Here is a 23,485-nt window from a genome sequence, read left to right as displayed (position 1 = left end):
TAGATAATATCTAATTTTCAGCCTTCAAAATTTTTATACTTTCCTGTACATTAAAAAAAGAAAGAGTAAAGGCGTCCCCTTACTCTTTCTTAATAGTGATCACTTTTTAGCGCTATTTATATATAATTAAATTTGTTATTACTTAAAATAAAATTATTCTATTATGCTAGTAACAACTCCTGAACCTACAGTTCTTCCACCTTCTCTGATAGCGAATCTTAATCCTTCATCCATTGCTACTTGAGTGATTAATTCAACGTTCATATCAATGTGGTCTCCTGGCATAACCATTTCCATTCCGTCTGGTAATTTGATTGATCCAGTAACGTCTGTTGTTCTGAAGTAGAATTGTGGTCTGTATCCATCGAAGAATGGAGTATGTCTTCCACCTTCTTCTTTCTTAAGTACGTATACTTGACCTACGAACTTGCTGTGTGGCTTAACTGATCCAGTCTTTGCTAATACTTGACCTCTTTCGATATCTGTTCTTTGAACACCTCTTAAAAGTACTCCAACATTATCTCCAGCTTGTGCTTCGTCTAGTAACTTTCTGAACATTTCTATTCCTGTTACTACTACTTTTCTGCTTTCTTCTGATAATCCAACGATTTCTACTTCGTCTCCTACATGAAGAACTCCTCTTTCAACTCTTCCTGTTGCAACTGTTCCTCTACCAGTTATTGTGAATACATCTTCTACTGGCATTAAGAATGGCTTATCTGTTGCTCTTTCTGGTGTTGGAATGTAGCTATCTACTGCTTCCATTAATTCTAAGATTGGAGCGATTGATTTTTCATCTGTTGGGTTTTCTAATGCTACTAAAGCTGATCCCTTGATTACTGGAATATCATCTCCTGGGAAGTTGTATTCTGATAATAATTCTCTAACTTCCATTTCTACTAATTCTAATAATTCTTCGTCATCTACCATATCTGCCTTGTTTAAGAATACTACGATATAGTCAACACCAACTCTTGATGCTAGTAGTATATGTTCTCTTGTTTGTGGCATTGGACCGTCTGCTGCTGAACAAACTAGGATTGCTCCATCCATTTGTGCTGCTCCAGTGATCATGTTCTTAACGTAGTCAGCATGTCCTGGACAGTCAACGTGTGCATAGTGTCTGTTGTCTGTTTGGTATTCAACGTGTGCTGTATTGATTGTGATTCCTCTTTCTTTTTCTTCTGGAGCCTTATCAATTTCATCATATTTGAATGATTCTGCTAATCCTCTGTTTGCTAAAACAGTTGTGATTGCAGCTGTTAATGTTGTCTTACCGTGGTCTACGTGACCGATTGTTCCAATGTTTACGTGTGGTTTACTTCTTTCGAATTTTTGCTTTGCCATTGTAAATTCCTCCTCTATGGAAATTAATTATATGAACCTTCTTAGATATTATATCTAATCCCGTTCTAATTTTCTATAGTTATGTGAATTTTTCCTTCTTCTATTTACTATATAATGAAGGTATTCTTTCAGTATTGTTATTCATATTAATATGAATAACAATACTATAGTTAGTATTAAAGTGAATTATCTTTCACCCTTAATCTTTTCTTGAATGCTCTTTGGAACTTCTTCGAAATGGTCAAATACCATTGAATAAGTACCTCTACCTTGAGTTCTTGATCTTAAAGTAGTTGCATATCCAAACATTTCTGATAGCGGAACAAATGATCTAATGATTTGAGCACCATTAACTGCTTCCATTCCTTCAATTCTACCTCTTCTTGAGTTGATGTCTCCCATTACATCTCCCATGTATTCTTCTGGAATTGTAACTTCAACCTTCATCATTGGTTCAAGTAATACTGGGTCTGCTTTAGCCATAGCATTTTTGAATGCCATTGATCCAGCAATCTTGAAGGCCATTTCTGATGAATCGACATCATGGTATGATCCATGAACTAATTTAACCTTAAAGTTAATAGTTTCATAACCAGCTATAACCCCGCTCTTAGCGGCTTCTTGGATACCATTGTCTATAGCAGGAATATATTCTCTTGGAATAGCTCCCCCAACTATAGCATTTTCAAAAGCATATTCGCCTTCTGTTGGTTCCATTTCGATAACACAGTGACCGTATTGTCCCTTACCACCTGATTGCTTAGCATATTTAGCTTCAGCTTTAACACCTTTTCTGATAGTTTCCTTGTATGCAACTTGTGGAGCGCCAACGTTACATTCAACTTTAAATTCTCTAGTTAATCTATCAACGATGATTTCTAAGTGAAGTTCACCCATACCAGCAATGATTGTTTGACCAGTTTCTTGATCAGTGTAAGTCTTAAATGTAGGATCTTCTTCTGCTAACTTAGCTAATGCTAATCCCATCTTTTCTTGACCAGCTTTTGTCTTTGGCTCGATAGCTACAGATATAACTGGTTCTGGGAATTCCATTGCTTCTAATATTATTGGATCATTTTCTAAACAAAGAGTATCTCCTGTTGTAGTATTCTTTAATCCTATAATAGCACCTAATTCACCTGCTTCTAATGCTTCTACTTCTTCTCTTGAATTAGCGTGCATCTTAACAAGTCTTCCTATTCTTTCTTTCTTTCCCTTTGTTGAGTTTAATACGTATGATCCACTTTGCATAACACCTGAATAAACTCTTGTAAATGCTAATTTACCAACAAATGGGTCTGCCGCTATTTTAAATGCTAAAGCTGCCATTGGAGCATCATCTGATGCTTCTCTTGTAGCTTCTTCACCTTCTAAAGTAGTTCCCTTAACAGCTGGAATATCTAATGGTGATGGTAAGAAGTCAACAACACCATTAATCATTTCTTGAACACCCTTGTTTTTGTATGATGATCCACAAATACATGGTACTATTTCATTAGCTATTGTAGCCTTTCTTAAAGCAGCCATTAACTCTTCTTCAGTTAATTCTTCCCCTTCAAGATATTTTTCCATTAATGATTCATCTGTTTCAGCTATAGCTTCTATCATAGCCATTCTATATTCTTCAGCTTGATCTACTAAATCTGCAGGAATTTCTTCTATTCTAACATCTTTTCCTAAATCATCATAGAAAACGTTAGCTTTATTAGATATTAAATCTACCATTCCTTTAAATTGATCTTCAGATCCTATAGGAATTTGTATTGGAACTGCATTAGCCTTTAATCTTTCTCTTACAGTGTTTACACATCTGAAGAAATCAGCACCTGTAGCATCCATTTTATTAACATATATCATTCTTGGAACGCCATATTTATCTGCCTGTCTCCATACTGTTTCAGTTTGAGGTTCAACACCACTCTTAGCATCTAAAACAGTTACAGCACCATCAAGTACTCTTAAAGATCTTTCAACTTCAACTGTAAAATCTACGTGTCCTGGAGTATCGATGATATTTAGTTCATGACCTTGCCATTCACATGTTGTTGCAGCAGAAGTAATTGTTATACCTCTTTCTTGCTCTTGAACCATCCAGTCCATTGTAGCTGCACCTTCGTGAACTTCTCCTATTTTATGGCTTCTACCTGTGTAGAATAATATACGCTCAGTTGTCGTAGTTTTACCGGCATCTATATGAGCCATTATTCCGAAGTTACGGAATTTTTCTAATGGATATTTTCTAGCCATTATGTTTCCTCCTCTCAATGAGTAATTTTAAATTCGACAAAACTGTTTTGGCAACAGCCAAAACAGTTTGTTTACTAGTATCTGTAATGAGCAAAAGCTTTGTTTGCTTCAGCCATCTTATGAGTATCTTCTCTCTTCTTAACAGCTGCTCCAGTATTGTTAGCTGCATCTAATAATTCTCCAGCTAATCTTTGAGCCATTAACTTTTCGCCTCTTTTTCTTGAAGCATCTAAGATCCATCTTAACCCTAAAGTCTGTCTTCTTTCTGGTCTTACTTCTATCGGAACTTGGTAGTTAGCACCACCTATTCTTCTAGCTTTAACTTCTAATAAAGGCATTACATTGTTCATAGCTTCTTCAAATACTTCTAAAGCTTCTTTGCCTGTTTTTTGCGCCATAATTTCAAACGCTTCGTAGCATATCTTTTGTGCTACTCCTTTTTTACCATCGATCATTACGTTATTTATTAACTTTGTAACAACTTTTGAGTTGTACATTGGATCTGGTAATACATCTCTCTTTGCAATATGTCCTTTTCTTGGCACTTTTCTTCCCTCCTTAACATGATAAATTTAAGTTCATTGGTACTCGGTAATTTTTACCGTAAAGTGCTTCGCCTCTTCATCTATATAAACTTAATTTATAAATCTATGTAAATGCTGAAGACAAGCACTGGTGTAGTTTAAACTACTTTTTTGCCTTCGGCTTCTTAGCACCGTACTTTGATCTTCCTTGCATTCTGTTAGCTACTCCAGCACAATCTAGTGCTCCTCTTACGATATGGTATCTAACACCAGGAAGGTCCTTAACTCTACCACCTCTTATAAGAACAACACTATGTTCTTGTAAGTTGTGTCCTACACCACCAATATATGCAGTTACTTCGAATCCATTTGTAAGTCTTACTCTTGCGATTTTTCTTAACGCTGAGTTAGGCTTTTTAGGAGTTGTTGTTTTAACAACAGTACAAACCCCTCTTCTTTGTGGACACTCATTAAGTGCTGGTGCTGTTGACTTGTTGACAATAGTTTTTCTGCCTTTTCTAACTAATTGACTTATAGTTGGCATTATTTCACCTCCTGAAATTTATTTATCTATTTAATATTTAAGATAAAAGCTTTTTTATAAATTCAGTACATATTATTAACTACATACTAAATTTAGTTACGTATTTCAATTTTACTAAATAATAATATTGTCTAGTGTTCTTTTAATTTTTCACATAAATATATTAAGATTATAGAAGTAAAGTTAACTAACTTTACTTCTATAAATCATATAAACAATATCTATATATTTTAGTTTAAAAATCACACAATTCGTATTTTATCATTTACGAATAGACATGTCAATAAAATTAAACTGTATTATTCTGCCATATTTATTACTTCTTCTTCTTCAACATCTTCTACATCTAATTTTACTGATCTATATTTCATCATACCTGTTCCTGCTGGTATAAGTTTACCAATAATTACATTTTCTTTTAATCCTATTAATGGATCAACTTTACCCTTAATAGCAGCTTCAGTAAGAACTCTTGTTGTTTCTTGGAATGATGCAGCTGATAAGAAACTATCTGTAGCTAAGGCAGCTTTAGTAATACCTAATAATGCCATTTCTCCTTTAGCTTCTTCTCCACCGAATTCTCTCACTCTAGCATTTTCCTCATTGAAATCGAACATATCTATCATTGTTCCTGGTAATAATTCTGTATCTCCTGAATCAGATACCTTTACTTTTCTTGTCATTTGTCTAACAACAACTTCTAAGTGCTTATCATTGATATCAACCCCTTGAAGTCTATAAACTTTTTGAACTTCTGAAAGTAAGTATCTTCTAGCTCCATCTACACCCTTTATCGCCATTATATCATGAGGGTTTACTGAACCTTCTGTAATTTCATCTCCAGCTTCTATTTCATCATTATCTGTAACCTTTAATCTAGATCCGAATGGTATTTCATAACTACGTTCTTCACCATCCGCTGACATTACAAATACAGTTCTCTTCTTTTTAGTTTCTTCTATTCTTACAGTACCAGTAATTTCACTTACTATAGCTAATCCCTTTGGTTTTCTAGCTTCAAATAATTCTTCAACTCTAGGAAGACCTTGAGTGATATCTGCTCCAACAACTCCACCTGTATGGAATGTTCTCATTGTAAGCTGTGTTCCTGGTTCCCCGATAGATTGTGCTGCTATTATACCTACAGCTTCACCTATATTTATCTTTTGAGCAGTAGCCATGTTCATACCATAACACTTAGAACAAACTCCAACTTTACAGCTACATGTAAATACTGATCTGATTTTAACTTTTTTAATTCCTGTAGCAGCTACTTTTTCTGCCATATCTAAATTAATATATTCATCAACTGGAACCATAACTTCTCCTGTTTCTGGATGAATTATGTCTTCAGCTGTATATCTTCCATGAAGTCTTTCAGCCAATCCTTCGATAGCTTCATTTCCTTCTTTAATTTCAGATACATATATACCTTCTTTTGTTCCGCAATCAAATTCTCTTACGATAACATCTTGTGATACGTCAACAAGTCTTCTTGTTAAATATCCTGAATCGGCAGTCTTAAGTGCTGTATCGGCATTACCTTTTCTAGCACCGTGAGTAGATATAAAGTACTCTAAAACTTCAAGACCTTCTCTAAATGATGCTCTGATTGGTAACTCTATAATCTTACCTGTTGGACTTGCCATAAGACCTCTCATACCAGCTAATTGTTTAATTTGAGATTTAGATCCTCTGGCTCCTGAATCGGCCATCATGAATATTGGATTAAATTTGTCCAAGCTATCCATCAATGCGTCCGCAACTTCTTCAGTTGTTTTAGTCCACTTTTCTATAACTCTTTCATATCTTTCATCTTCAGATATGAAACCTCTCTTATACATCTTTTCGATCTTATTAACAGTTTCATCTGCATCTCTAAGTAAATCATACTTAGCTTCTGGTACTATCATATCTGATGCTGCTACTGTAACCGCTCCAATAGATGAATAATGATATCCTAATGCTTTTATTTTATCTAGCATAATAGATGTGTTAGTTGGTCCGTGGACTGCATAACATTTATCTATTATTGTACCTAATGATTTCTTAGTAATTAAGAAATCAACTTCAAGGTTAAACTTTTCCTCTTCTTTACTTCTATCTACAAAGCCTAAATCTTGAGGTATTGATTCATTAAAAATAACCTTACCTACTGTAGTCTTGATTATTCCTGATTTAATTTCTCCATCAATCTCTTTAAACATTCTTACACCAATTTGTGCATGAATAGCTATAGCTCCTACTTCATAGGCCATAATAGCTTCATCCTTTGATGCAAAAACTTTACCTTCTCCTTTAGCTCCATCTTTATCCATAGTCAGATAATATGAACCTAGAACCATATCCTGTGTTGGTACACAAACTGGCTTACCATCTGAAGGCTTCATTATGTTTCCTGCTGCAAGCATTAAGAATCTAGCTTCTGCTTGTGCCTCTACTGATAAAGGTACGTGAACAGCCATTTGGTCACCATCAAAGTCAGCGTTATATGCTGTACATACTAATGGATGTAACTTAATAGCTCTACCTTCAACAAGTACTGGTTGGAAAGCTTGAATACCAAGTCTGTGTAGAGTAGGTGCACGGTTTAATAAAACTGGATGATCTGCAATAACTTCTTCAAGTATATCCCATACTTGACCATTTACTCTTTCAACCATTCTCTTTGCGCTCTTAATGTTATGTGCCACACCATCTTCTACTAATTTCTTCATTACAAATGGCTTAAATAACTCTAAAGCCATTTCCTTTGGAAGACCACATTGATACATTTTCAATTCTGGTCCAACTACTATAACTGATCTACCAGAATAGTCAACTCTCTTACCAAGTAAGTTTTGTCTAAATCTACCTTGTTTACCTTTAAGCATATCTGAAAGAGATTTAAGAGGTCTATTTCCCGGACCTGTAACAGGTCTTCCTCTTCTACCATTATCTATAAGAGCATCTACCGCTTCTTGTAGCATTCTCTTTTCATTTCTAACGATTATATCTGGAGCTCCTAAATCTAAAAGCTTCTTTAATCTGTTATTTCTATTAATAACTCTTCTATATAAATCATTTAAATCTGAAGTCGCAAATCTTCCTCCATCTAATTGAACCATTGGTCTTAAATCTGGTGGAATTACAGGAATTACATTTATAATCATCCATTTAGGATCATTTCCTGATTTTCTAAATGACTCAACAACTTCTAATCTTCTTATAATCCTTACTTTCTTTTGACCTGTACTTGTTTTTAATTCTTCTTTAAGATCTTTTGATTGACCTTCTAAATCAATTTCTCCAAGTAGTTCTTGAATAGCTTCCGCTCCCATTCCAGCAACGAAGCTTTCATCACCATATTTATCAACAGCTTCTCTATATTCTTTTTCATTTAAAAGTTGTTTCTTTAATAATGGTGTTTCTTTAGGGTCAATAACAATATAAGATGCAAAGTATAATACTTTTTCTAAAGCTCTTGGTGACATATCCATAAGTAATCCCATTCTTGATGGAATACCTTTAAAGTACCAAATGTGAGATACAGGGGCAGCTAACTCAATATGCCCCATTCTTTCTCTTCTTACTTTGGCTTTTGTAACTTCAACTCCACATCTGTCACAAACTATGCCCTTATATCTAACTCTCTTATATTTTCCACAATGACATTCCCAGTCTTTAATAGGTCCGAATATTCTTTCGCAGAACAAACCATCTCTTTCTGGTTTTAAAGTTCTATAATTTATAGTTTCAGGTTTCTTAACTTCTCCTCTTGACCATTCTCTAATTTGGCCAGGTGAAGCAAGCCCTATTTGGATAGCATCAAAATTATTCAATTCAAACAAGGGTATATCCTCCCTTCAAATTTAGTGTTCATCATTTACAAAATCATCAAGTTCTAATTCTTCTTCATGGAAACCATCTAACGGGAAGTTTTCAAATTCAACTTCTTCTTCCATTTCTTCTTCAACAATAGTATAACTATCATCTCCGTTTGAACCTTCATTTGTTACTAGTTCTTCTGTACCTTCTATGTTAACTTCTAAATCTGCCATATCTTCCTCAGCAAATTCTTTTAATCTAACTTCTTGATTTTCATCATTTAATACTCTAACATCTAAACATAAAGCTTGAAGTTCTTTAATTAGAACCTTGAATGATTCTGGAACTCCTGGTTCAGGAATATTTTCACCCTTAACTATAGCTTCATATGTTTTTACTCTACCAACAACATCATCTGACTTAACAGTTAGTATTTCTTGTAATGTGTGCGCTGCACCATATGCTTCTAATGCCCAAACTTCCATTTCACCAAATCTTTGACCACCGAATTGAGCTTTACCTCCAAGTGGTTGTTGAGTTACTAGTGAGTATGGACCTGTTGATCTAGCATGAATCTTATCATCAACTAAATGGGCAAGTTTCAAGATATACATTATACCTACTGTAACAAGGTTATCAAACGCCTCACCTGTTCTACCATCATATAATACTGTTTTTCCATTAGCATTATATCCAGCTTTTTCAAGACATTCTTCTATATCATTTTCTGTTGCTCCATCAAATACTGGTGTAGCTATGTGCCAACCTAGTTGACTTGCAGCCCAACCTAAGTGAACTTCAAGAACCTGACCTATATTCATACGAGATGGAACCCCTAGTGGATTTAAGCATATTTGTAGTGGTCTACCATCTGGTAAGAATGGCATATCTTCTTCTGGTAATACCCTTGAGATAACCCCTTTGTTACCATGACGTCCTGCCATTTTATCCCCTACAGATATTTTTCTCTTTTGAGCTATATAACATCTTACTAATTCATTTACTCCTGGATTTAATTCATCGCCGTTTTCTCTAGTAAACACTTTAACGTCTACTATTATTCCAGCTTCACCATGAGGAACTCTTAGTGATGTATCTCTAACTTCTCTAGCCTTTTCTCCGAAAATAGCTCTTAATAATCTTTCTTCAGCAGTTAATTCAGTTTCACCCTTAGGTGTTACCTTACCAACAAGTATATCTCCTGATCTAACTTCAGCACCGATTCTGATTATTCCTCTATCATCAATATCCTTTAATGCATCTTCGCTTACATTAGGAATATCTCTAGTTATTTCTTCCGGTCCTAACTTTGTATCTCTAGCTTCACATTCATATTCTTCTATATGAATTGAAGTAAATACATCTTCTCTAACTAATTCTTCTGAAATTAACATCGCATCTTCATAGTTATAACCTTCCCAAGTTATAAAGCCCATTCTGATGTTTTTACCTAATGAAATTTCTCCTAAATCAGTTGATGGTCCATCAGCTAATACTTGGTTTTTAAATACTATTTCACCTTTATCAACTAATGGTCTTTGGTTGATACAAGTACCTTGGTTACTTCTCTTGAATTTTAGAAGCTTATAAGTATCTATACCACCATCTATATCTCTTTTTATTCTTATTTCACTTGCACTTACATAAACAACTGTACCAGCATTCTTAGCCTTTGGAAGAACCCCTGAATCTACAGCTGCTTTAAATTCTATACCAGTACCTACTATTGGTGCTTGTGGCTTTAATAGTGGAACTGCTTGACGTTGCATGTTTGAACCCATCAGTGCTCTAGATGCATCATCATTTTCAAGGAAAGGTATCATAGCTGTAGCTACTGAAACAATTTGTCTTGGTGAAACATCAATTAAATCTACTTCTTCAGCATTAACAACTAATACTTCATGCTTATATCTTACTGTAACTCTGCTATCAACGAAGTTTCTGTTTTCATTAATAGGTTCTTTAGCTTGAGCTACTAGATATAAATCTTCTTCATCTGCAGTAAAGTATCTAATTTCATCCGTAATGATACCTGTTTCTTTATCTATAACTCTATATGGAGTTTCCATAAATCCATATTCATTAACCTTTGCATATGTTGCAAGCGAGTTAATTAACCCTATATTAGGACCTTCTGGTGTTTCTATAGGACACATCCTACCATAATGTGAATGGTGAACGTCTCTTACTTCGAAACCGGCTCTTTCTCTTGAAAGACCCCCTGGTCCTAAGGCAGATAATCTTCTCTTATGTGTTAATTCTGATAATGGATTTGTTTGATCCATGAATTGTGACAATTGTGAACTACCAAAGAATTCTTTAATAGCTGCTGCAACTGGTCTGATGTTAATTAACATTTGAGGAGTTATTGCTTCTTGGTCTTGAATAGTCATTCTTTCCTTAACTACTCTTTCCATTCTTGATAAACCAATTCTAAATTGATTTTGTAATAATTCTCCAACAGATCTTAATCTTCTATTTCCTAAGTGATCAATATCATCTACATATCCTACTTCGTAAGGTAATCCTAATTCGTAGCTAATTGTAGCAAAAATATCTTCTCTTATAATATGCTTAGGAATTAATCTATTTATGTTTCTTTTAATTTCTTCCTTTATAGTTGCTTCATCATCATAATTATCTAATATTTCTTTTAAAGTAGGATAATGAACTAATTCTCTGATATTTAATTCATCAATATTAAATGAAACATGTTTAGTAATATCAACAAAATGGTTACCTATTACTCTTACCACTCTATCTTCCACTAAAATATCTACTGAATTAATACCTACATTTTGAATTTCTTCAGCTTTATTTCTGCTAATCTTTTGACCTTGCTCAACTATAATTTCTCCAGTTTGTGGATTAACTACATCTTCAGCAGCTACTTGATTAACAAGTCTTAAGTTTAGTGCTAATTTCTTGTTAAACTTATATCTTCCAACTCTTGATAAGTCATATCTCTTTGCATCAAAGAATAATGAATCTATAAGAGATATCGCACTATCAACTGTAGGTGGTTCACCTGGTCTTAATCTCTTATATATTTCTAATAAAGCTTCTTCTTTAGTCTTTGTATTATCCTTTTCTATTGTAGCCTTAAATCTTTCATCTTCTCCAAAATATTCCAGAAGTTCTTGATCACTTCCAAGGCCCATCGCTCTTCCTAATATAGATATTGGAAGCTTTCTTGTTTTATCTATTCTTACATAGATAATATCATTAGAATCTGTTTCATATTCTAACCAAGCACCTCTATTTGGTATTACAGTTGATGAATATAACTTTTTACCAGTCTTGTCAACACTATAATTGTAATAAACACCTGGTGATCTTACTAATTGGCTAACAATTACTCTCTCAGCACCATTTATGATGAAAGTTCCTTGTTCAGTCATTAGTGGGAAATCACCCATAAACACTTCTTGTTCTTTAATTTCTCCAGTTTCATTATTTTGTAATCTCACTGAAACCTTTAGTGGTGCAGCATAAGTAGCGTCTCTTTCCTTACACTCTTCCACTGAATACTTAATATTCTCCATATCAAGTTTGTAATCAACAAATTCAAGCACTAGATTTCCAGTGAAGTTTGTTATAGGATTTACATCATCAAATACTTCATGAAGTCCTTCCTTTAAAAACCACTGATAAGAGTCTAATTGCACTTCAATAAGATTTGGCATTTCAGTTACGTCTTTAACTTTACCAAAACTCATTCTAGTTCTTTTTCCAACTTGGACAGGATGTACCATGAATTTTCACCCCTTGTATAAAACTAAAATAACCAAAAGCATACTTTCCCTAAGGACTTATACTTTCGGACAGCATCACTTATTAGTATAACCACTTCTTTTCTTGATTATACACAGTCTCAACATGAATATATACTTATCCATATTGAATAGTACATTTTATGATAGTATCATAATTGTTTTACATTGTCAATAATTTATTATTTGTTTCATTTCTTTTTTAGTATAATTTAATTTCCTTATATGAAAAACAATATATATAAAACTATATAAAGTATCCCAGGAATTTGATATTTTATATAGCTTCATTTAGGCAATTAAAAAGGTGCCATTACAGCACCTTTTTATATAAAGTTGAAATTACTTAATTTCTACTTCTGCTCCAACTTCAGCTAATTTAGCTTTCATGTCTTCAGCATCTTCTTTTGATACAGCTTCCTTAAGTGTCTTAGGAGCTCCATCAACTATTTCCTTAGCTTCTTTTAATCCTAATCCAGTTAATTCTCTAACTACTTTGATAACCTTTATTTTTTGTCCACCAGCATTAGCTAATATTACATCAAATTCAGTCTTTTCTTCAGCAGCAGCACCACCTGCAACTGCACCACCTGCAACTGCTACTGGAGCAGCAGCGCTTACTCCGAATTCCTCTTCGCAAGCTTTTACTAATTCATTTAAATCTAAAACGCTCATTTCTTTAATAGCTTGAATTATATCTTCTCTTGTCATTATAATTGCACCTCCAAATTTTTTAATCAGTTATTATTCAGCTGATTCTGATTCTTTTTTTTCTTTAATTGCATTTAATAAGTATGCAAGGTTTGATAATGGAGCCTTGAAGCTTCCAAGAAGTTTTGCAATAAGAACTTCTTTTGGTGGTATTGTAGCAAGTTGTTCAACTTCTGCCTTATTGTAGATAGTTCCTTCTACTATACCAGCTTTTAGCTCTAATTTCTTATGATCCTTAGCAAATGTGTGTAACACTCTTGCAGGAGCTGTAGCATCTTCGTATCCGAATGCTATTGAAACTGGTCCTGCTAAATATTCTTCTACACCGTTTATTCCTAATTCCTTAGCAGCTAATGTCACTAAGCTATTCTTATAAACTTTGTATTCAACACCAGCTTCTCTTAAAGATTTTCTTAAAGCTGTATCTTCTTCAACTGTTAAACCTTGATAGTCAGCTAAAACTACTGCTTGAGCTTTTTCAAGTTTTTCTTTAATTTCAGCTACTTTAGCTTCTTTTATTTGTCTATTCTTGTTCATTACTGTGTGTCCACCTCCTCACAGTTTTTAAACTGCAATTTTATATTAAGAAAGGCCTTCCCATCGACGTAGGAAGACCAATAATTACAAACCTCGGTATTCCTAGGTAGGCAATTATTTTAAACCTTTCGGCACCTACTGTCTTTGGAAACAGTATTCTCTTTTACAACAGAACTTATTATATTACATAAATTCTATGATGTCAATACTAATCTAAAACTTTTGTTGGGTTAACTTTTGCTCCAGGTCCCATTGTGCTTGAAACTGATACTGATTTAACGTATTGTCCCTTAGCAGCTGCTGGCTTAGCCTTGATTAAAGCATCCATTAAAGCTTGGAAGTTTTGTTGTAATTTTTCAACTCCAAATGACTTCTTACCAATTGGGCAGTGAACGATAGCAGTTTTATCTACTCTGTATTCTACCTTACCAGCTTTTATTTCAGCTATTGCCTTAGCAACATCAAATGTAACTGTACCTGATTTTGGGTTTGGCATTAATCCTTTAGGTCCTAAAACTCTACCAATTCTACCAACTACACCCATCATATCTGGTGTAGCAACAACTACATCATAGTCGAACCAGTTTTCGCTTTGGATCTTTTGAACTAAATCTTCAGCTCCAACGAAATCTGCTCCAGCTTCTTGAGCTTCTTTAGCCTTTTCGCCTTTAGCAAATACTAATACTCTTACTGTTTTACCAGTTCCGTTAGGAAGAACTACTGCTCCTCTAACTTGTTGATCAGCATGTCTTGGGTCAACCCCTAATCTAACGTGTAATTCTATAGTTTCATCAAATTTAGCCTTTGCAGTTTTAACAGCTAGGTCTAAAGCTTCTGATGGAGTATATAGAACGTTCTTATCTATTAATTTTGCACTTTCAATATAATTCTTTCCCATAATTAGCCTCCTTTGTGGTGTTAACGGTTTTTACCTCCCACGTTTTTACGAATTACTCTTCAATAGTTACTCCCATACTTCTTGCAGTACCTTCGATCATGCTCATAGCTGTTTCTATTGTAGCTGCATTTAAGTCTGGCATCTTCATTTCAGCAATCTTTCTTACTTGATCCTTTGATAACTTACCAACCTTAGTTCTGTTTGGAACTCCTGAACCACTTTCTAGTCCTAATTCCTTTTTAATAAGAACTGCTGCTGGAGGAGTCTTTAAGATAAAACTAAAAGATCTATCTTGGTAAACTGTTATAACTACTGGTATTATTAATCCAGCTTGGTTAGCAGTTTTTGCATTGAACTCCTTACAGAAACCCATAATATTAACACCGTGTTGACCTAATGCTGGACCAACTGGTGGTGCTGGTGTTGCCTTACCTGCAGCAAGTTGAAGTTTGATCATTCCTGTTACTTTCTTAGCCATGTATTTTTCCTCCTATACTGTGGTAATACGGACTTTTTAGTCCTCCCACTTTATTAAAACATTAGCTTATAATTATTAAACTAATTTTTCAACTTGTGTAAAATCTAATTCAGCTAGAGTTTCTCTGCCGAACATATCAATTGACGCTTTTATTTTGCGTTTTTCTAGATTTATCTCTTGAATAGTTGCCACAAATTCTTTTAATGGCCCTGAGATAACTCTTATACTTTCTCCTACTTCTAAGTCGATTTCGATAGGCGCTTCTATAACTCCCATTGATTCAACTTCTTCATCAGTAAGTGGCACTGGTTTTGAAGCCGGACCAACAAATCCTGTTACTCCTCTTGTGTTTCTAACCACGTACCATGATTCATCTGTCATTAGCATCTTTACTAACACATATCCAGGAAATTTCTTTTTAAGAGAAATCTTTTGTTTACCATCTTTCTCTTCTATTACTTCCTCCATAGGTACTTGTATATCTTGAAGCAAGCTTTGAAGATTTCTATTTTCGATGGTCTTTTCAAGATTTGCTTTTACTTTGTTTTCATAGCCTGAGTATGTGTGTACAACATACCATCTTGCTCTATCACTCATATTTTCTTATAGGTGAAAACCACCTAAACCTCCTTATTTTAATTTAAACAGTAATTCAAAGAGGTTTTGAAAAATATAATCTAACCCGCCTACTAATATTATATATATTAGAGCTACTACGCCAACTGCAATTAACGCTTTCTTAGTGTCATTTTTAGAAGGCCAAGTTATTCTTTTAATTTCTGCCTTAACCTCTCTAAAAAATTTAGATATTCCACCTTTTTCTGATGGATTTTTAGTTAAATTTACATTTTCCTTAACAGCCATTATACTTCACATCCTTATTTTTCGTGAGCATGTGTAATTACTATATCAGCTAATTATTTAGTTTCTCTATGAAGTGTATGCTTCTTACAGAACTTGCAGTATTTTTGCATGTCTAATCTGTCTGGGTTATTCTTTTTGTTCTTCATTGAATTGTAATTTCTTTGCTTACACTCTGTGCATGCTAAAGTTATCTTTACTCTCACAGTCTGCACCTCCAGTTTATCGTAAATAATATCAAAACTTATTTGCTCTAATGTTATTCTTTTCGTTAATTACTTAAACACATTATCACAAATGAAGTATTATGTCAATATATCAACCCTTGTAAAGGACTAGGTAAACAAACCCAGTCCTATACTTATAATGTTATATATATCTTATTCTATTATGCTAGTAACAACTCCTGAACCTACAGTTCTTCCACCTTCTCTGATAGCGAATCTTAATCCTTCATCCATTGCTACTTGAGTGATTAATTCAACGTTCATATCAATGTGGTCTCCTGGCATAACCATTTCCATTCCGTCTGGTAATTTGATTGATCCAGTAACGTCTGTTGTTCTGAAGTAGAATTGTGGTCTGTATCCATCGAAGAATGGAGTATGTCTTCCACCTTCTTCTTTCTTAAGTACGTATACTTGACCTACGAACTTGCTGTGTGGCTTAACTGATCCAGTCTTTGCTAATACTTGACCTCTTTCGATATCTGTTCTTTGAACACCTCTTAAAAGTACTCCAACATTATCTCCAGCTTGTGCTTCGTCTAGTAACTTTCTGAACATTTCTATTCCTGTTACTACTACTTTTCTGCTTTCTTCTGATAATCCAACGATTTCTACTTCGTCTCCTACATGAAGAACTCCTCTTTCAACTCTTCCTGTTGCAACTGTTCCTCTACCAGTTATTGTGAATACATCTTCTACTGGCATTAAGAATGGCTTATCTGTTGCTCTTTCTGGTGTTGGAATGTAGCTATCTACTGCTTCCATTAATTCTAAGATTGGAGCGATTGATTTTTCATCTGTTGGGTTTTCTAATGCTACTAAAGCTGATCCCTTGATTACTGGAATATCATCTCCTGGGAAGTTGTATTCTGATAATAATTCTCTAACTTCCATTTCTACTAATTCTAATAATTCTTCGTCATCTACCATATCTGCCTTGTTTAAGAATACTACGATATAGTCAACACCAACTCTTGATGCTAGTAGTATATGTTCTCTTGTTTGTGGCATTGGACCGTCTGCTGCTGAACAAACTAGGATTGCTCCATCCATTTGTGCTGCTCCAGTGATCATGTTCTTAACGTAGTCAGCATGTCCTGGACAGTCAACGTGTGCATAGTGTCTGTTGTCTGTTTGGTATTCAACGTGTGCTGTATTGATTGTGATTCCTCTTTCTTTTTCTTCTGGAGCCTTATCAATTTCATCATATTTGAATGATTCTGCTAATCCTCTGTTTGCTAAAACAGTTGTGATTGCAGCTGTTAATGTTGTCTTACCGTGGTCTACGTGACCGATTGTTCCAATGTTTACGTGTGGTTTACTTCTTTCGAATTTTTGCTTTGCCATTGTAAATTCCTCCTTTAATCTTTGTAATAAACTTTGCCTAGCGTTTTGTACTTTCTAAAATATGTTGATTATTACCTAAGTAAAGCTCAACTATATTGGAGCTCACGATCGGGATTGAACCGACGACCTCCGCCTTACCAAGGCGACGCTCTACCGACTGAGCTACGTGAGCACTCTTGCTTGCTTTATAGTTTAATATACCAATTATAAAGTTTACTATTTTTCAAAACCTTTGTCAATAAAAAATATTCACTTTATTTCTGTGTATACAAACATTTTTCAAGTTTTCTTTTTACTCTTTGTAATGCATTATCTATAGACTTTGATTGCCTGTCTAAATCGCATGCAATTTCTTGATAAGATTTCCCATCTAAATATGACTGTAGCACTTCCATTTCTAAACTTGATAAAACTTTTTGCATTTCCCCTTCTATGCGTTTCATTTGTTCTTCACCTATTATAAGTTCTTCTGGATCACTTATTCTAAATCCAGAAATTATATCTAATAAGGTTCTATCAGATTCTTCCTCATAAATTGGTTTATTTAATGATACATATGTATTTAAAGGAATATGTTTTTGTCTTGTAGCCGTTTTTATGGCAGTTATAATCTGTCTAGTTACACATAATTCTGCAAAAGCTTTAAAGCTAGTTAATTTATCTGGCTTGAAATCTCTAATAGCTTTATATAAACCAATCATTCCTTCTTGATATATATCCTCTTTATCTGCCCCTATAAGAAAATAAGATTTTGATTTTGATTTTACAAAATTTTCATATTTAGATATTAAATATTCTTGAGCTCTTACATTTCCTTTCTGGGATTCAACTACAATTTCTTCATCTAACTTGTCTTCAAAGTTTGTAAAAGTTTCTACAACATATCCCTTATTATCCACCTTTTTTCCCCCTCAAACCCATATATTTTTCTAACATTATGTCCTATTGGAATTATTTTATTCATTTAATCTATTTACTTCTTCTCATAGCTTCCAATTTAATCAAAACTTCACTATTTACATTATCACCTAAATGATTTTTATTATCGGTAATATTTTTCTTTGCTTTATTGTTTATTCTTAATTCTGTCTGTATTATGTCATTATAAAATTCTAAAGCTGATATTCTTATAGCACCTCTTTGAAATATAGTTTGCTGTTCTAACCAATCTGAAGTTACTACATAAACTTCAAATTTTCTTCCTAAGCTGTGAACTTCCCTTTCTATATAAGCATCTGCTGTTTCTCCATCTTTGGTAAAAACTACACTTATATTTTTATTAATAAATTCTTTCTTTTCTATACTTCCACTTACTTTATGAGCATCAAATACTATAACAATTTTACAATCGTTATAAACTCCATAATTATGCAATATATCTATTAAGTTTTGTCTTGTCCCTTGAAAATTATGTTCTTTTTCTGATTTTAAATTAGGCCAGCTATTAACTACATTGTATCCATCAACAAATATGATCTTCACAATTTACCTCTTTTATTATTAAAAATTATTTTGATAACCTACCCTTTAATACTTCATACATCATTATACCACCTGCAACTGAAGCATTTAAAGAGTTAATTTTTCCTATCATCGGAATTTTAACTAATTTGTCGCACTTTTTTAATGTTAATTTAGATATACCTCTTCCTTCACTTCCAATAATTATAGCACAAGGTCCATTAAAGTTAACTTGATAACTATATTCCACTCCTGCTATATCAGCACCATATATCCAAACTCCTGACTCTTTTAATTCATCTATTACAGCATTTATATTTGTCACCTTAGCTATATTCATATGTTCTATAGCACCTACCGAACACTTATATACCGTTGAAGTTATACCAACATTTCTTCTTTTAGGTATTATTATTCCATGTGCACCACATAATTCCGCAGTCCTTATTATTGAACCTAAATTGTGTGGATCTTCTATTTCATCTAAAATTATTATAAACGGATCTTCATTCTTTTCTTTTGCTATAGCCAATATGTCATGAACTTGGCAATATTTAAATGGGGTAACTAAAGCTATTGCACCTTGGTGATTTAAGCCTTCACTCATACTATCTAATTTTTTTCTATCAACTTCTTTTATAACTACTTTTTTTTCTTTTGCTATATTTATTATAGCTTTAATTGATCCTTCTACATCACCCTTAGCAATATATAAACATTCTATTGTTCTATCACTTTTTAACCCTTCCATTACAGCATTTCTACCGATAATTAAATCTTCTCTAATCGGAGATTCCTTTTTATCATATCCTTCTTTATTATCTATGTATCTTTGAGAATTTTGAGTTTCACCATACTCTCTACCTTTTCTTGGTTCTTTAAAATCTCTCTTTGTATTGTTTTTATTTCTTGAAAAGATTTCTCTTTCTAATCTAGCATTTTTTCTTTCCATTCTATTTCCTTTAGTCATCTAAATCACTCCTAACTTTTATATTCTTTAGTTTAATTCAATAGTTACGCTACTTTCTAAAATTTTTGTTAATTTATCCTTATCACCTATTAAATATAGATACCCAACTAAAGCCTCAAAACCAGTAGCATTTCTATAATCTCTTACATCTGCATTTTTAGGTACTGTAGCTGATTTTGCATTTCTACCTCTTTTATATATATATAATTCTTCTTCTGTTAACGTATCTTCTATATTATGCATTATCATAGATTGACTTTTAGCTTTAACATATCCTATAGCTTTAACATGCATTTTATGTGCTGATAATCCAGTGTTTTTTGCAAGTATATAGTTTCTTATATATACTTCATATACACCATCACCAATTAAAGCTAATTGTAATGGATTTAATTGCCTAGCCTCATCCTTTGTAAATTCTCTAATTCTTAAATCATCTAACATGGATTTCTCTCCTTTAAATAAAGGCTGCAATATTGCAGCCTTTTATTCTAATTAATTTTTTTCCATCTAACCCCTTGTGGAGTATCTTCTAAAATTATATCTCTAGCTTTAAGATCATCTCTTATCTTGTCTGCTAAAGCAAAATCTCTATTTTTTCTCGCTTCCTGTCTCTTAGCTATTAACTCTTCAATTTCATCTTCTAAGCTACCCTTAGTTGATTTTTGTAAGATTCCCAATGGTCCTCCTAACTCTCTTATCATAGCTAAAGCCTTTTCACATAGCTCCTTTGATGATTCAATTGTTATATTACTATTAATATCTTTTATTAAATCAAATATAGCTGTAATAGCATCTGCTGTATTGAAATCATCATCCATCTTTTCAATATATTTTTGTCTATATTTACCTAGTGATACTAAGTATTCTTTTTCTTTATCATCCATGTTTTCTTTTGCTACTTCAGTTATAAGGTTTTCTAAATTAGCTATAGCGTTATATAATCTTTCTACAGATGCTTTAGCCGAATCTAATAACTCTTTGCTAAAGTTCAATTGAACTCTATAGTGACCTGATAACATTAAAAATCTTACTACATCTGCCTCGTAATCCTTCAAAGCATCTCTAGCTGTTAAAAAATTATTTAATGATTTAGACATTTTTTGATTGTTAACATTTAAAAAAGCTCCATGTACCCAATAGTTTGCAAAAGGTTTTCCTGTTAAAGCTTCACTTTGAGCAATTTCATTTTCATGGTGTGGAAATGCTAGATCCATACCACCTGCATGTATATCTATAGTATCACCTAATAATTTTTTAGCCATACATGAACATTCTATATGCCAGCCTGGTCTTCCCATTCCCCAAGGGCTTTTCCAAGCAGGTTCTCCTGGCTTTTGAGATTTCCAAATAGCAAAATCCATAGGATCCTCTTTTCTTTCATCTATGTTTATTCTAGCACCTGCTTGTAAATCTTCTAGGTTTTGTCCTATTAATTTACCATATCCCTCAAATTTTTTCGTTCTAAAATATACGTCTCCGTCAACTTCATAAGCATATCCCTTTTCGATTAAACCTTTTACAAATTCAATTATATCTGTTATATACTCAGTAGCTCTTGGATTTACAGATGCTCTTTTTATATTTAATCCATCCGCATCTTTATAATATTCACATATATATTTGTCTCCAATTTCTTTAACTGTAGTTGACTCTTCGTTTGCCTTCTTTATCATCTTATCATCAATATCTGTAAAGTTTTGTATAAATGTTACTTCATAACCTCTGTACTCAAAATATCTTCTTATCGTATCAAAAATAATAAAAGTTCTGCCGTTTCCTATATGAAAATAATTATATACTGTAGGCCCACAAACATACATTTTAATTTTTCCTGGAGTTATAGGTACAAATTCTTCTTTTTTTCTTGTTAAAGAATTAAAAATTTTCATTGTAGTTCCTCCTATCTTATAGATAAATTATTTTTCTTAAACTCTTCTTTAACTTTGTTAACAGCTTCTTCTATCTTTATAACTTCTACTTCCGAAGTTCTTAATTTAAATTCAACTTCACCTTCAGTTATTTTCTTACCAACAGTTATTCTCATTGGTATTCCCATTAATTCTGAATCTTTAAATTTAACTCCTGCTCTTTCATTTCTATCATCTAATAAGACATCTACTCCTATAGATTTTAGCTCTTCGTATAACTTATTAGCTATTTCCATTTGATTTTCATCTTTTATATTTACTGGTATTACTGTAACATGATGTGGAGCTATAGCTAATGGCCATACTATTCCATTTTCATCATGATGTTGTTCTATTACTGAAGCCATAGTCCTTGTTACTCCAATTCCATAACATCCCATAACAAATGGCTTTTCTTTCCCATTTTCATCTATGAAAGTAGCTTTCATAGCTTCTGAGTATTTTGTTCCTAACTTAAAGATATGACCTACTTCAGTTCCTCTTGCTATAGTAACTTCCTTTCCACAAGCAGGACATTTTTCTCCAACCGTTATATTTCTGTAATCTCCAACTTTACCTTCAAAGTCTCTTCCGTAATTCACATTTTCAAAATGATATCCAGTTTCATTAGCTCCAACTATAAAGTTATACATATTAGCTACTTCTTCATCAACTAAAAGCTCTTCTACGTTTATTCCTATAGGACCCGCAAATCCTATAGCTGCATTTGTTGCTCCAAGAACTTCTTCTGCTGTAGCCATATTTAAATTAACTACTCCACCTAACGCATTAGAAACCTTAACTTCATTGACCTCTCTATCTCCTCTAACCATTACTGCTACAACTTTACCATCAGCATTAAAAATTAATGTTTTAGCAAAGCTTTTTTCTGTTGTATTAAAGAAATTAACTAACTCTTCAATAGTTCTAACATTTGGTGTTTCTATTTTAAATAATTCTTTTAATTCTTGAACTTCATCCTTTTCTGGTGTTGATGGTGCTTTTTCCATATTCGCTGCATAATTACAAGACGTACAGAATACTACATCGTCTTCACCAACTTCTGATTTAACCATAAATTCAGCAGAATTTGACCCCCCAATAGCACCTGAATCAGCTTCTACACATTTAGCATCTAATCCACATCTATTAAATATTTTAACATAAGCATCATGCATCTTATCAAATGATATATCTAAACCAGCTTGATCTTTATCAAAGCTATAGGCATCTTTCATAACAAACTCTCTTGATCTCATAACCCCAAATCTTGGTCTTCTTTCATCTCTATATTTTGTTTGAATTTGATATAGATTTACTGGTAATTGTTTATATGATTTTATTTCATTTCTAGCAATATCCGTAAACACTTCTTCATGTGTTGGTCCAAGACAGAAATCTCTATTATTTCTATCTTTTAATCTAAACATTTCTTCTCCATATACATCCCATCTACCAGATTCTTGCCATAATTCAGCTGGTAATACTGCCGATGCTAAAAACTCTTGTGCTCCTGCATTATTCATTTCTTCTCTTACTATCTCTTCTATGTTCTTTAAAACCTTTAATCCTAAAGGAAGATAATTATAAACTCCTGAAGCCATTTTTCTTATCATTCCAGATCTTAACATCAACTTATGACTATCTATTTCAGCTTCTGCTGGAACCTCTCTTAAAGTTGATATAAGCATATTAGACATTTTCATACTTATTCCTCCCTATACATTGCTACTATATTATCTTATTAAACAATTAAATAATTGGATAATAAAAAATTTCTTTGTCAGTTATATAAAAAAAGTCCGCCCCTATGATTAGGGCGAACTTATATCGCGGTACCACC

At 33.2% G+C, this 23,485-nt stretch carries 20 protein-coding genes, 1 tRNA gene and 1 other annotated feature; all 21 genes read right to left on the bottom strand.

Going from position 1 to position 23,485, the window contains the following annotated elements; all coding sequences use genetic code 11:
- Positions 1-153: 153 nt before the first annotated feature.
- The 21 genes from tuf (CP523_RS08975) to CP523_RS08875 all read right to left on the bottom strand — a co-directional run bounded on the left by tuf (CP523_RS08975) (position 154) and on the right by CP523_RS08875 (position 23,348).
- A complete protein-coding gene (gene tuf, locus CP523_RS08975; protein WP_120140791.1) occupies positions 154-1,347 on the bottom strand; it encodes an elongation factor Tu in 1,194 nt (397 codons plus the stop codon).
- Positions 1,348-1,533: 186 nt separating this feature from the next.
- Complete coding sequence (gene fusA, locus CP523_RS08970) at positions 1,534-3,594, bottom strand: elongation factor G (RefSeq protein WP_066678845.1); 2,061 nt, start codon at positions 3,592-3,594, stop codon at positions 1,534-1,536.
- 74 nt (positions 3,595-3,668) lie between these two features.
- A complete protein-coding gene (rpsG, locus tag CP523_RS08965; RefSeq protein WP_066678844.1) occupies positions 3,669-4,139 on the bottom strand; it encodes a 30S ribosomal protein S7 in 471 nt (156 codons plus the stop codon).
- 142 nt (positions 4,140-4,281) lie between these two features.
- Positions 4,282-4,662 carry a 30S ribosomal protein S12 gene (gene rpsL, locus CP523_RS08960; protein WP_021876935.1) on the bottom strand — a complete coding sequence of 127 codons (381 nt, stop codon included), beginning with the start codon at positions 4,660-4,662 and terminating at the stop codon, positions 4,282-4,284.
- Between the two features lie 299 nt (positions 4,663-4,961).
- On the bottom strand, positions 4,962-8,492 hold the full coding sequence (rpoC, locus tag CP523_RS08955; RefSeq protein ID WP_066678842.1) for a DNA-directed RNA polymerase subunit beta': 3,531 nt from the start codon (positions 8,490-8,492) through the stop codon (positions 4,962-4,964).
- A gap of 21 nt (positions 8,493-8,513) precedes the next feature.
- On the bottom strand, positions 8,514-12,224 hold the full coding sequence (rpoB, locus tag CP523_RS08950; protein WP_066678838.1) for a DNA-directed RNA polymerase subunit beta: 3,711 nt from the start codon (positions 12,222-12,224) through the stop codon (positions 8,514-8,516).
- Positions 12,225-12,584: 360 nt separating this feature from the next.
- Positions 12,585-12,953 (bottom strand): 50S ribosomal protein L7/L12, encoded by a 369-nt coding sequence (gene rplL / locus CP523_RS08945; RefSeq protein WP_066678836.1) that lies wholly within the window; start codon positions 12,951-12,953, stop codon positions 12,585-12,587.
- A gap of 33 nt (positions 12,954-12,986) precedes the next feature.
- Positions 12,987-13,490, bottom strand: a complete 504-nt coding sequence (rplJ, locus tag CP523_RS08940; RefSeq protein WP_120140792.1) for a 50S ribosomal protein L10 — start codon at positions 13,488-13,490, stop codon at positions 12,987-12,989.
- 38 nt (positions 13,491-13,528) lie between these two features.
- Positions 13,529-13,656, bottom strand: a sequence feature (ribosomal protein L10 leader region).
- Positions 13,657-13,698: 42 nt separating this feature from the next.
- Positions 13,699-14,388, bottom strand: a complete 690-nt coding sequence (gene rplA / locus CP523_RS08935) for a 50S ribosomal protein L1 (protein ID WP_066678830.1) — start codon at positions 14,386-14,388, stop codon at positions 13,699-13,701.
- Between the two features lie 52 nt (positions 14,389-14,440).
- A complete protein-coding gene (rplK, locus tag CP523_RS08930; protein WP_066678829.1) occupies positions 14,441-14,866 on the bottom strand; it encodes a 50S ribosomal protein L11 in 426 nt (141 codons plus the stop codon).
- Between the two features lie 75 nt (positions 14,867-14,941).
- Positions 14,942-15,463, bottom strand: coding sequence for a transcription termination/antitermination protein NusG (nusG, locus tag CP523_RS08925; protein ID WP_066678828.1), 522 nt, complete (start codon positions 15,461-15,463; stop codon positions 14,942-14,944).
- A gap of 33 nt (positions 15,464-15,496) precedes the next feature.
- Positions 15,497-15,730 (bottom strand): preprotein translocase subunit SecE, encoded by a 234-nt coding sequence (gene secE / locus CP523_RS08920; RefSeq protein WP_066678827.1) that lies wholly within the window; start codon positions 15,728-15,730, stop codon positions 15,497-15,499.
- A gap of 53 nt (positions 15,731-15,783) precedes the next feature.
- The gene (gene rpmG / locus CP523_RS08915; RefSeq protein ID WP_021876926.1) at positions 15,784-15,933 is read right to left on the bottom strand and encodes a 50S ribosomal protein L33; all 150 of its coding nucleotides are present in this window, start codon (positions 15,931-15,933) and stop codon (positions 15,784-15,786) included.
- 174 nt (positions 15,934-16,107) lie between these two features.
- Entirely contained in the window at positions 16,108-17,301 is a 1,194-nt protein-coding gene (gene tuf, locus CP523_RS08910) for an elongation factor Tu (RefSeq protein WP_120140791.1), read from the bottom strand.
- A 96-nt stretch (positions 17,302-17,397) separates the two neighbouring features.
- Positions 17,398-17,473 (bottom strand) — tRNA-Thr (locus tag CP523_RS08905).
- 82 nt (positions 17,474-17,555) lie between these two features.
- On the bottom strand, positions 17,556-18,200 hold the full coding sequence (sigH, locus tag CP523_RS08900) for an RNA polymerase sporulation sigma factor SigH (protein ID WP_066678119.1): 645 nt from the start codon (positions 18,198-18,200) through the stop codon (positions 17,556-17,558).
- A 70-nt stretch (positions 18,201-18,270) separates the two neighbouring features.
- On the bottom strand, positions 18,271-18,783 hold the full coding sequence (locus CP523_RS08895; protein ID WP_066678117.1) for an NYN domain-containing protein: 513 nt from the start codon (positions 18,781-18,783) through the stop codon (positions 18,271-18,273).
- A gap of 25 nt (positions 18,784-18,808) precedes the next feature.
- On the bottom strand, positions 18,809-19,732 hold the full coding sequence (rlmB, locus tag CP523_RS08890; protein ID WP_176712697.1) for a 23S rRNA (guanosine(2251)-2'-O)-methyltransferase RlmB: 924 nt from the start codon (positions 19,730-19,732) through the stop codon (positions 18,809-18,811).
- Between the two features lie 27 nt (positions 19,733-19,759).
- On the bottom strand, positions 19,760-20,176 hold the full coding sequence (locus tag CP523_RS08885; protein ID WP_066678115.1) for a Mini-ribonuclease 3: 417 nt from the start codon (positions 20,174-20,176) through the stop codon (positions 19,760-19,762).
- Positions 20,177-20,223: 47 nt separating this feature from the next.
- Entirely contained in the window at positions 20,224-21,624 is a 1,401-nt protein-coding gene (gene cysS, locus CP523_RS08880) for a cysteine--tRNA ligase (RefSeq protein WP_120140790.1), read from the bottom strand.
- An 11-nt stretch (positions 21,625-21,635) separates the two neighbouring features.
- Positions 21,636-23,348: a proline--tRNA ligase gene (locus CP523_RS08875; protein ID WP_120140789.1), complete on the bottom strand. Its 1,713-nt coding sequence runs from the start codon at positions 23,346-23,348 to the stop codon at positions 21,636-21,638.
- Positions 23,349-23,485 lie beyond the last annotated feature (137 nt).

The sequence above is a fragment of the Clostridium septicum genome (assembly GCF_003606265.1).
GTDB classification, from domain to species: domain Bacteria; phylum Bacillota; class Clostridia; order Clostridiales; family Clostridiaceae; genus Clostridium; species Clostridium septicum.
The sequence above is the reverse complement of the archived record's forward strand: the minus strand, read 5'-3'. Positions and strand labels throughout refer to the sequence as shown.

Bases quoted from the DNA above. Each gene is read 5' to 3' on its own strand.
- fusA (WP_066678845.1), bottom strand. From the start codon at position 3,594: ATGGCTAGAAAATATCCATTAGAAAAATTCCGTAACTTCGGAATAATG.
- nusG (WP_066678828.1), bottom strand. From the start codon at position 15,463: ATGAGTGATAGAGCAAGATGGTATGTTGTACACACATACTCAGGCTAT.
- rpsL (WP_021876935.1), bottom strand. From the start codon at position 4,662: ATGCCAACTATAAGTCAATTAGTTAGAAAAGGCAGAAAAACTATTGTC.
- cysS (WP_120140790.1), bottom strand. From the start codon at position 21,624: ATGAAAATTTTTAATTCTTTAACAAGAAAAAAAGAAGAATTTGTACCT.
- rplL (WP_066678836.1), bottom strand. From the start codon at position 12,953: ATGACAAGAGAAGATATAATTCAAGCTATTAAAGAAATGAGCGTTTTA.
- secE (WP_066678827.1), bottom strand. From the start codon at position 15,730: ATGGCTGTTAAGGAAAATGTAAATTTAACTAAAAATCCATCAGAAAAA.
- rplJ (WP_120140792.1), bottom strand. From the start codon at position 13,490: ATGAACAAGAATAGACAAATAAAAGAAGCTAAAGTAGCTGAAATTAAA.
- rplA (WP_066678830.1), bottom strand. From the start codon at position 14,388: ATGGGAAAGAATTATATTGAAAGTGCAAAATTAATAGATAAGAACGTT.
- tuf (WP_120140791.1), bottom strand. From the start codon at position 1,347: ATGGCAAAGCAAAAATTCGAAAGAAGTAAACCACACGTAAACATTGGA.
- rlmB (WP_176712697.1), bottom strand. From the start codon at position 19,732: ATGACTAAAGGAAATAGAATGGAAAGAAAAAATGCTAGATTAGAAAGA.
- CP523_RS08885 (WP_066678115.1), bottom strand. From the start codon at position 20,176: ATGTTAGATGATTTAAGAATTAGAGAATTTACAAAGGATGAGGCTAGG.
- tuf (WP_120140791.1), bottom strand. From the start codon at position 17,301: ATGGCAAAGCAAAAATTCGAAAGAAGTAAACCACACGTAAACATTGGA.
- rplK (WP_066678829.1), bottom strand. From the start codon at position 14,866: ATGGCTAAGAAAGTAACAGGAATGATCAAACTTCAACTTGCTGCAGGT.
- CP523_RS08875 (WP_120140789.1), bottom strand. From the start codon at position 23,348: ATGAAAATGTCTAATATGCTTATATCAACTTTAAGAGAGGTTCCAGCA.
- rpoB (WP_066678838.1), bottom strand. From the start codon at position 12,224: ATGGTACATCCTGTCCAAGTTGGAAAAAGAACTAGAATGAGTTTTGGT.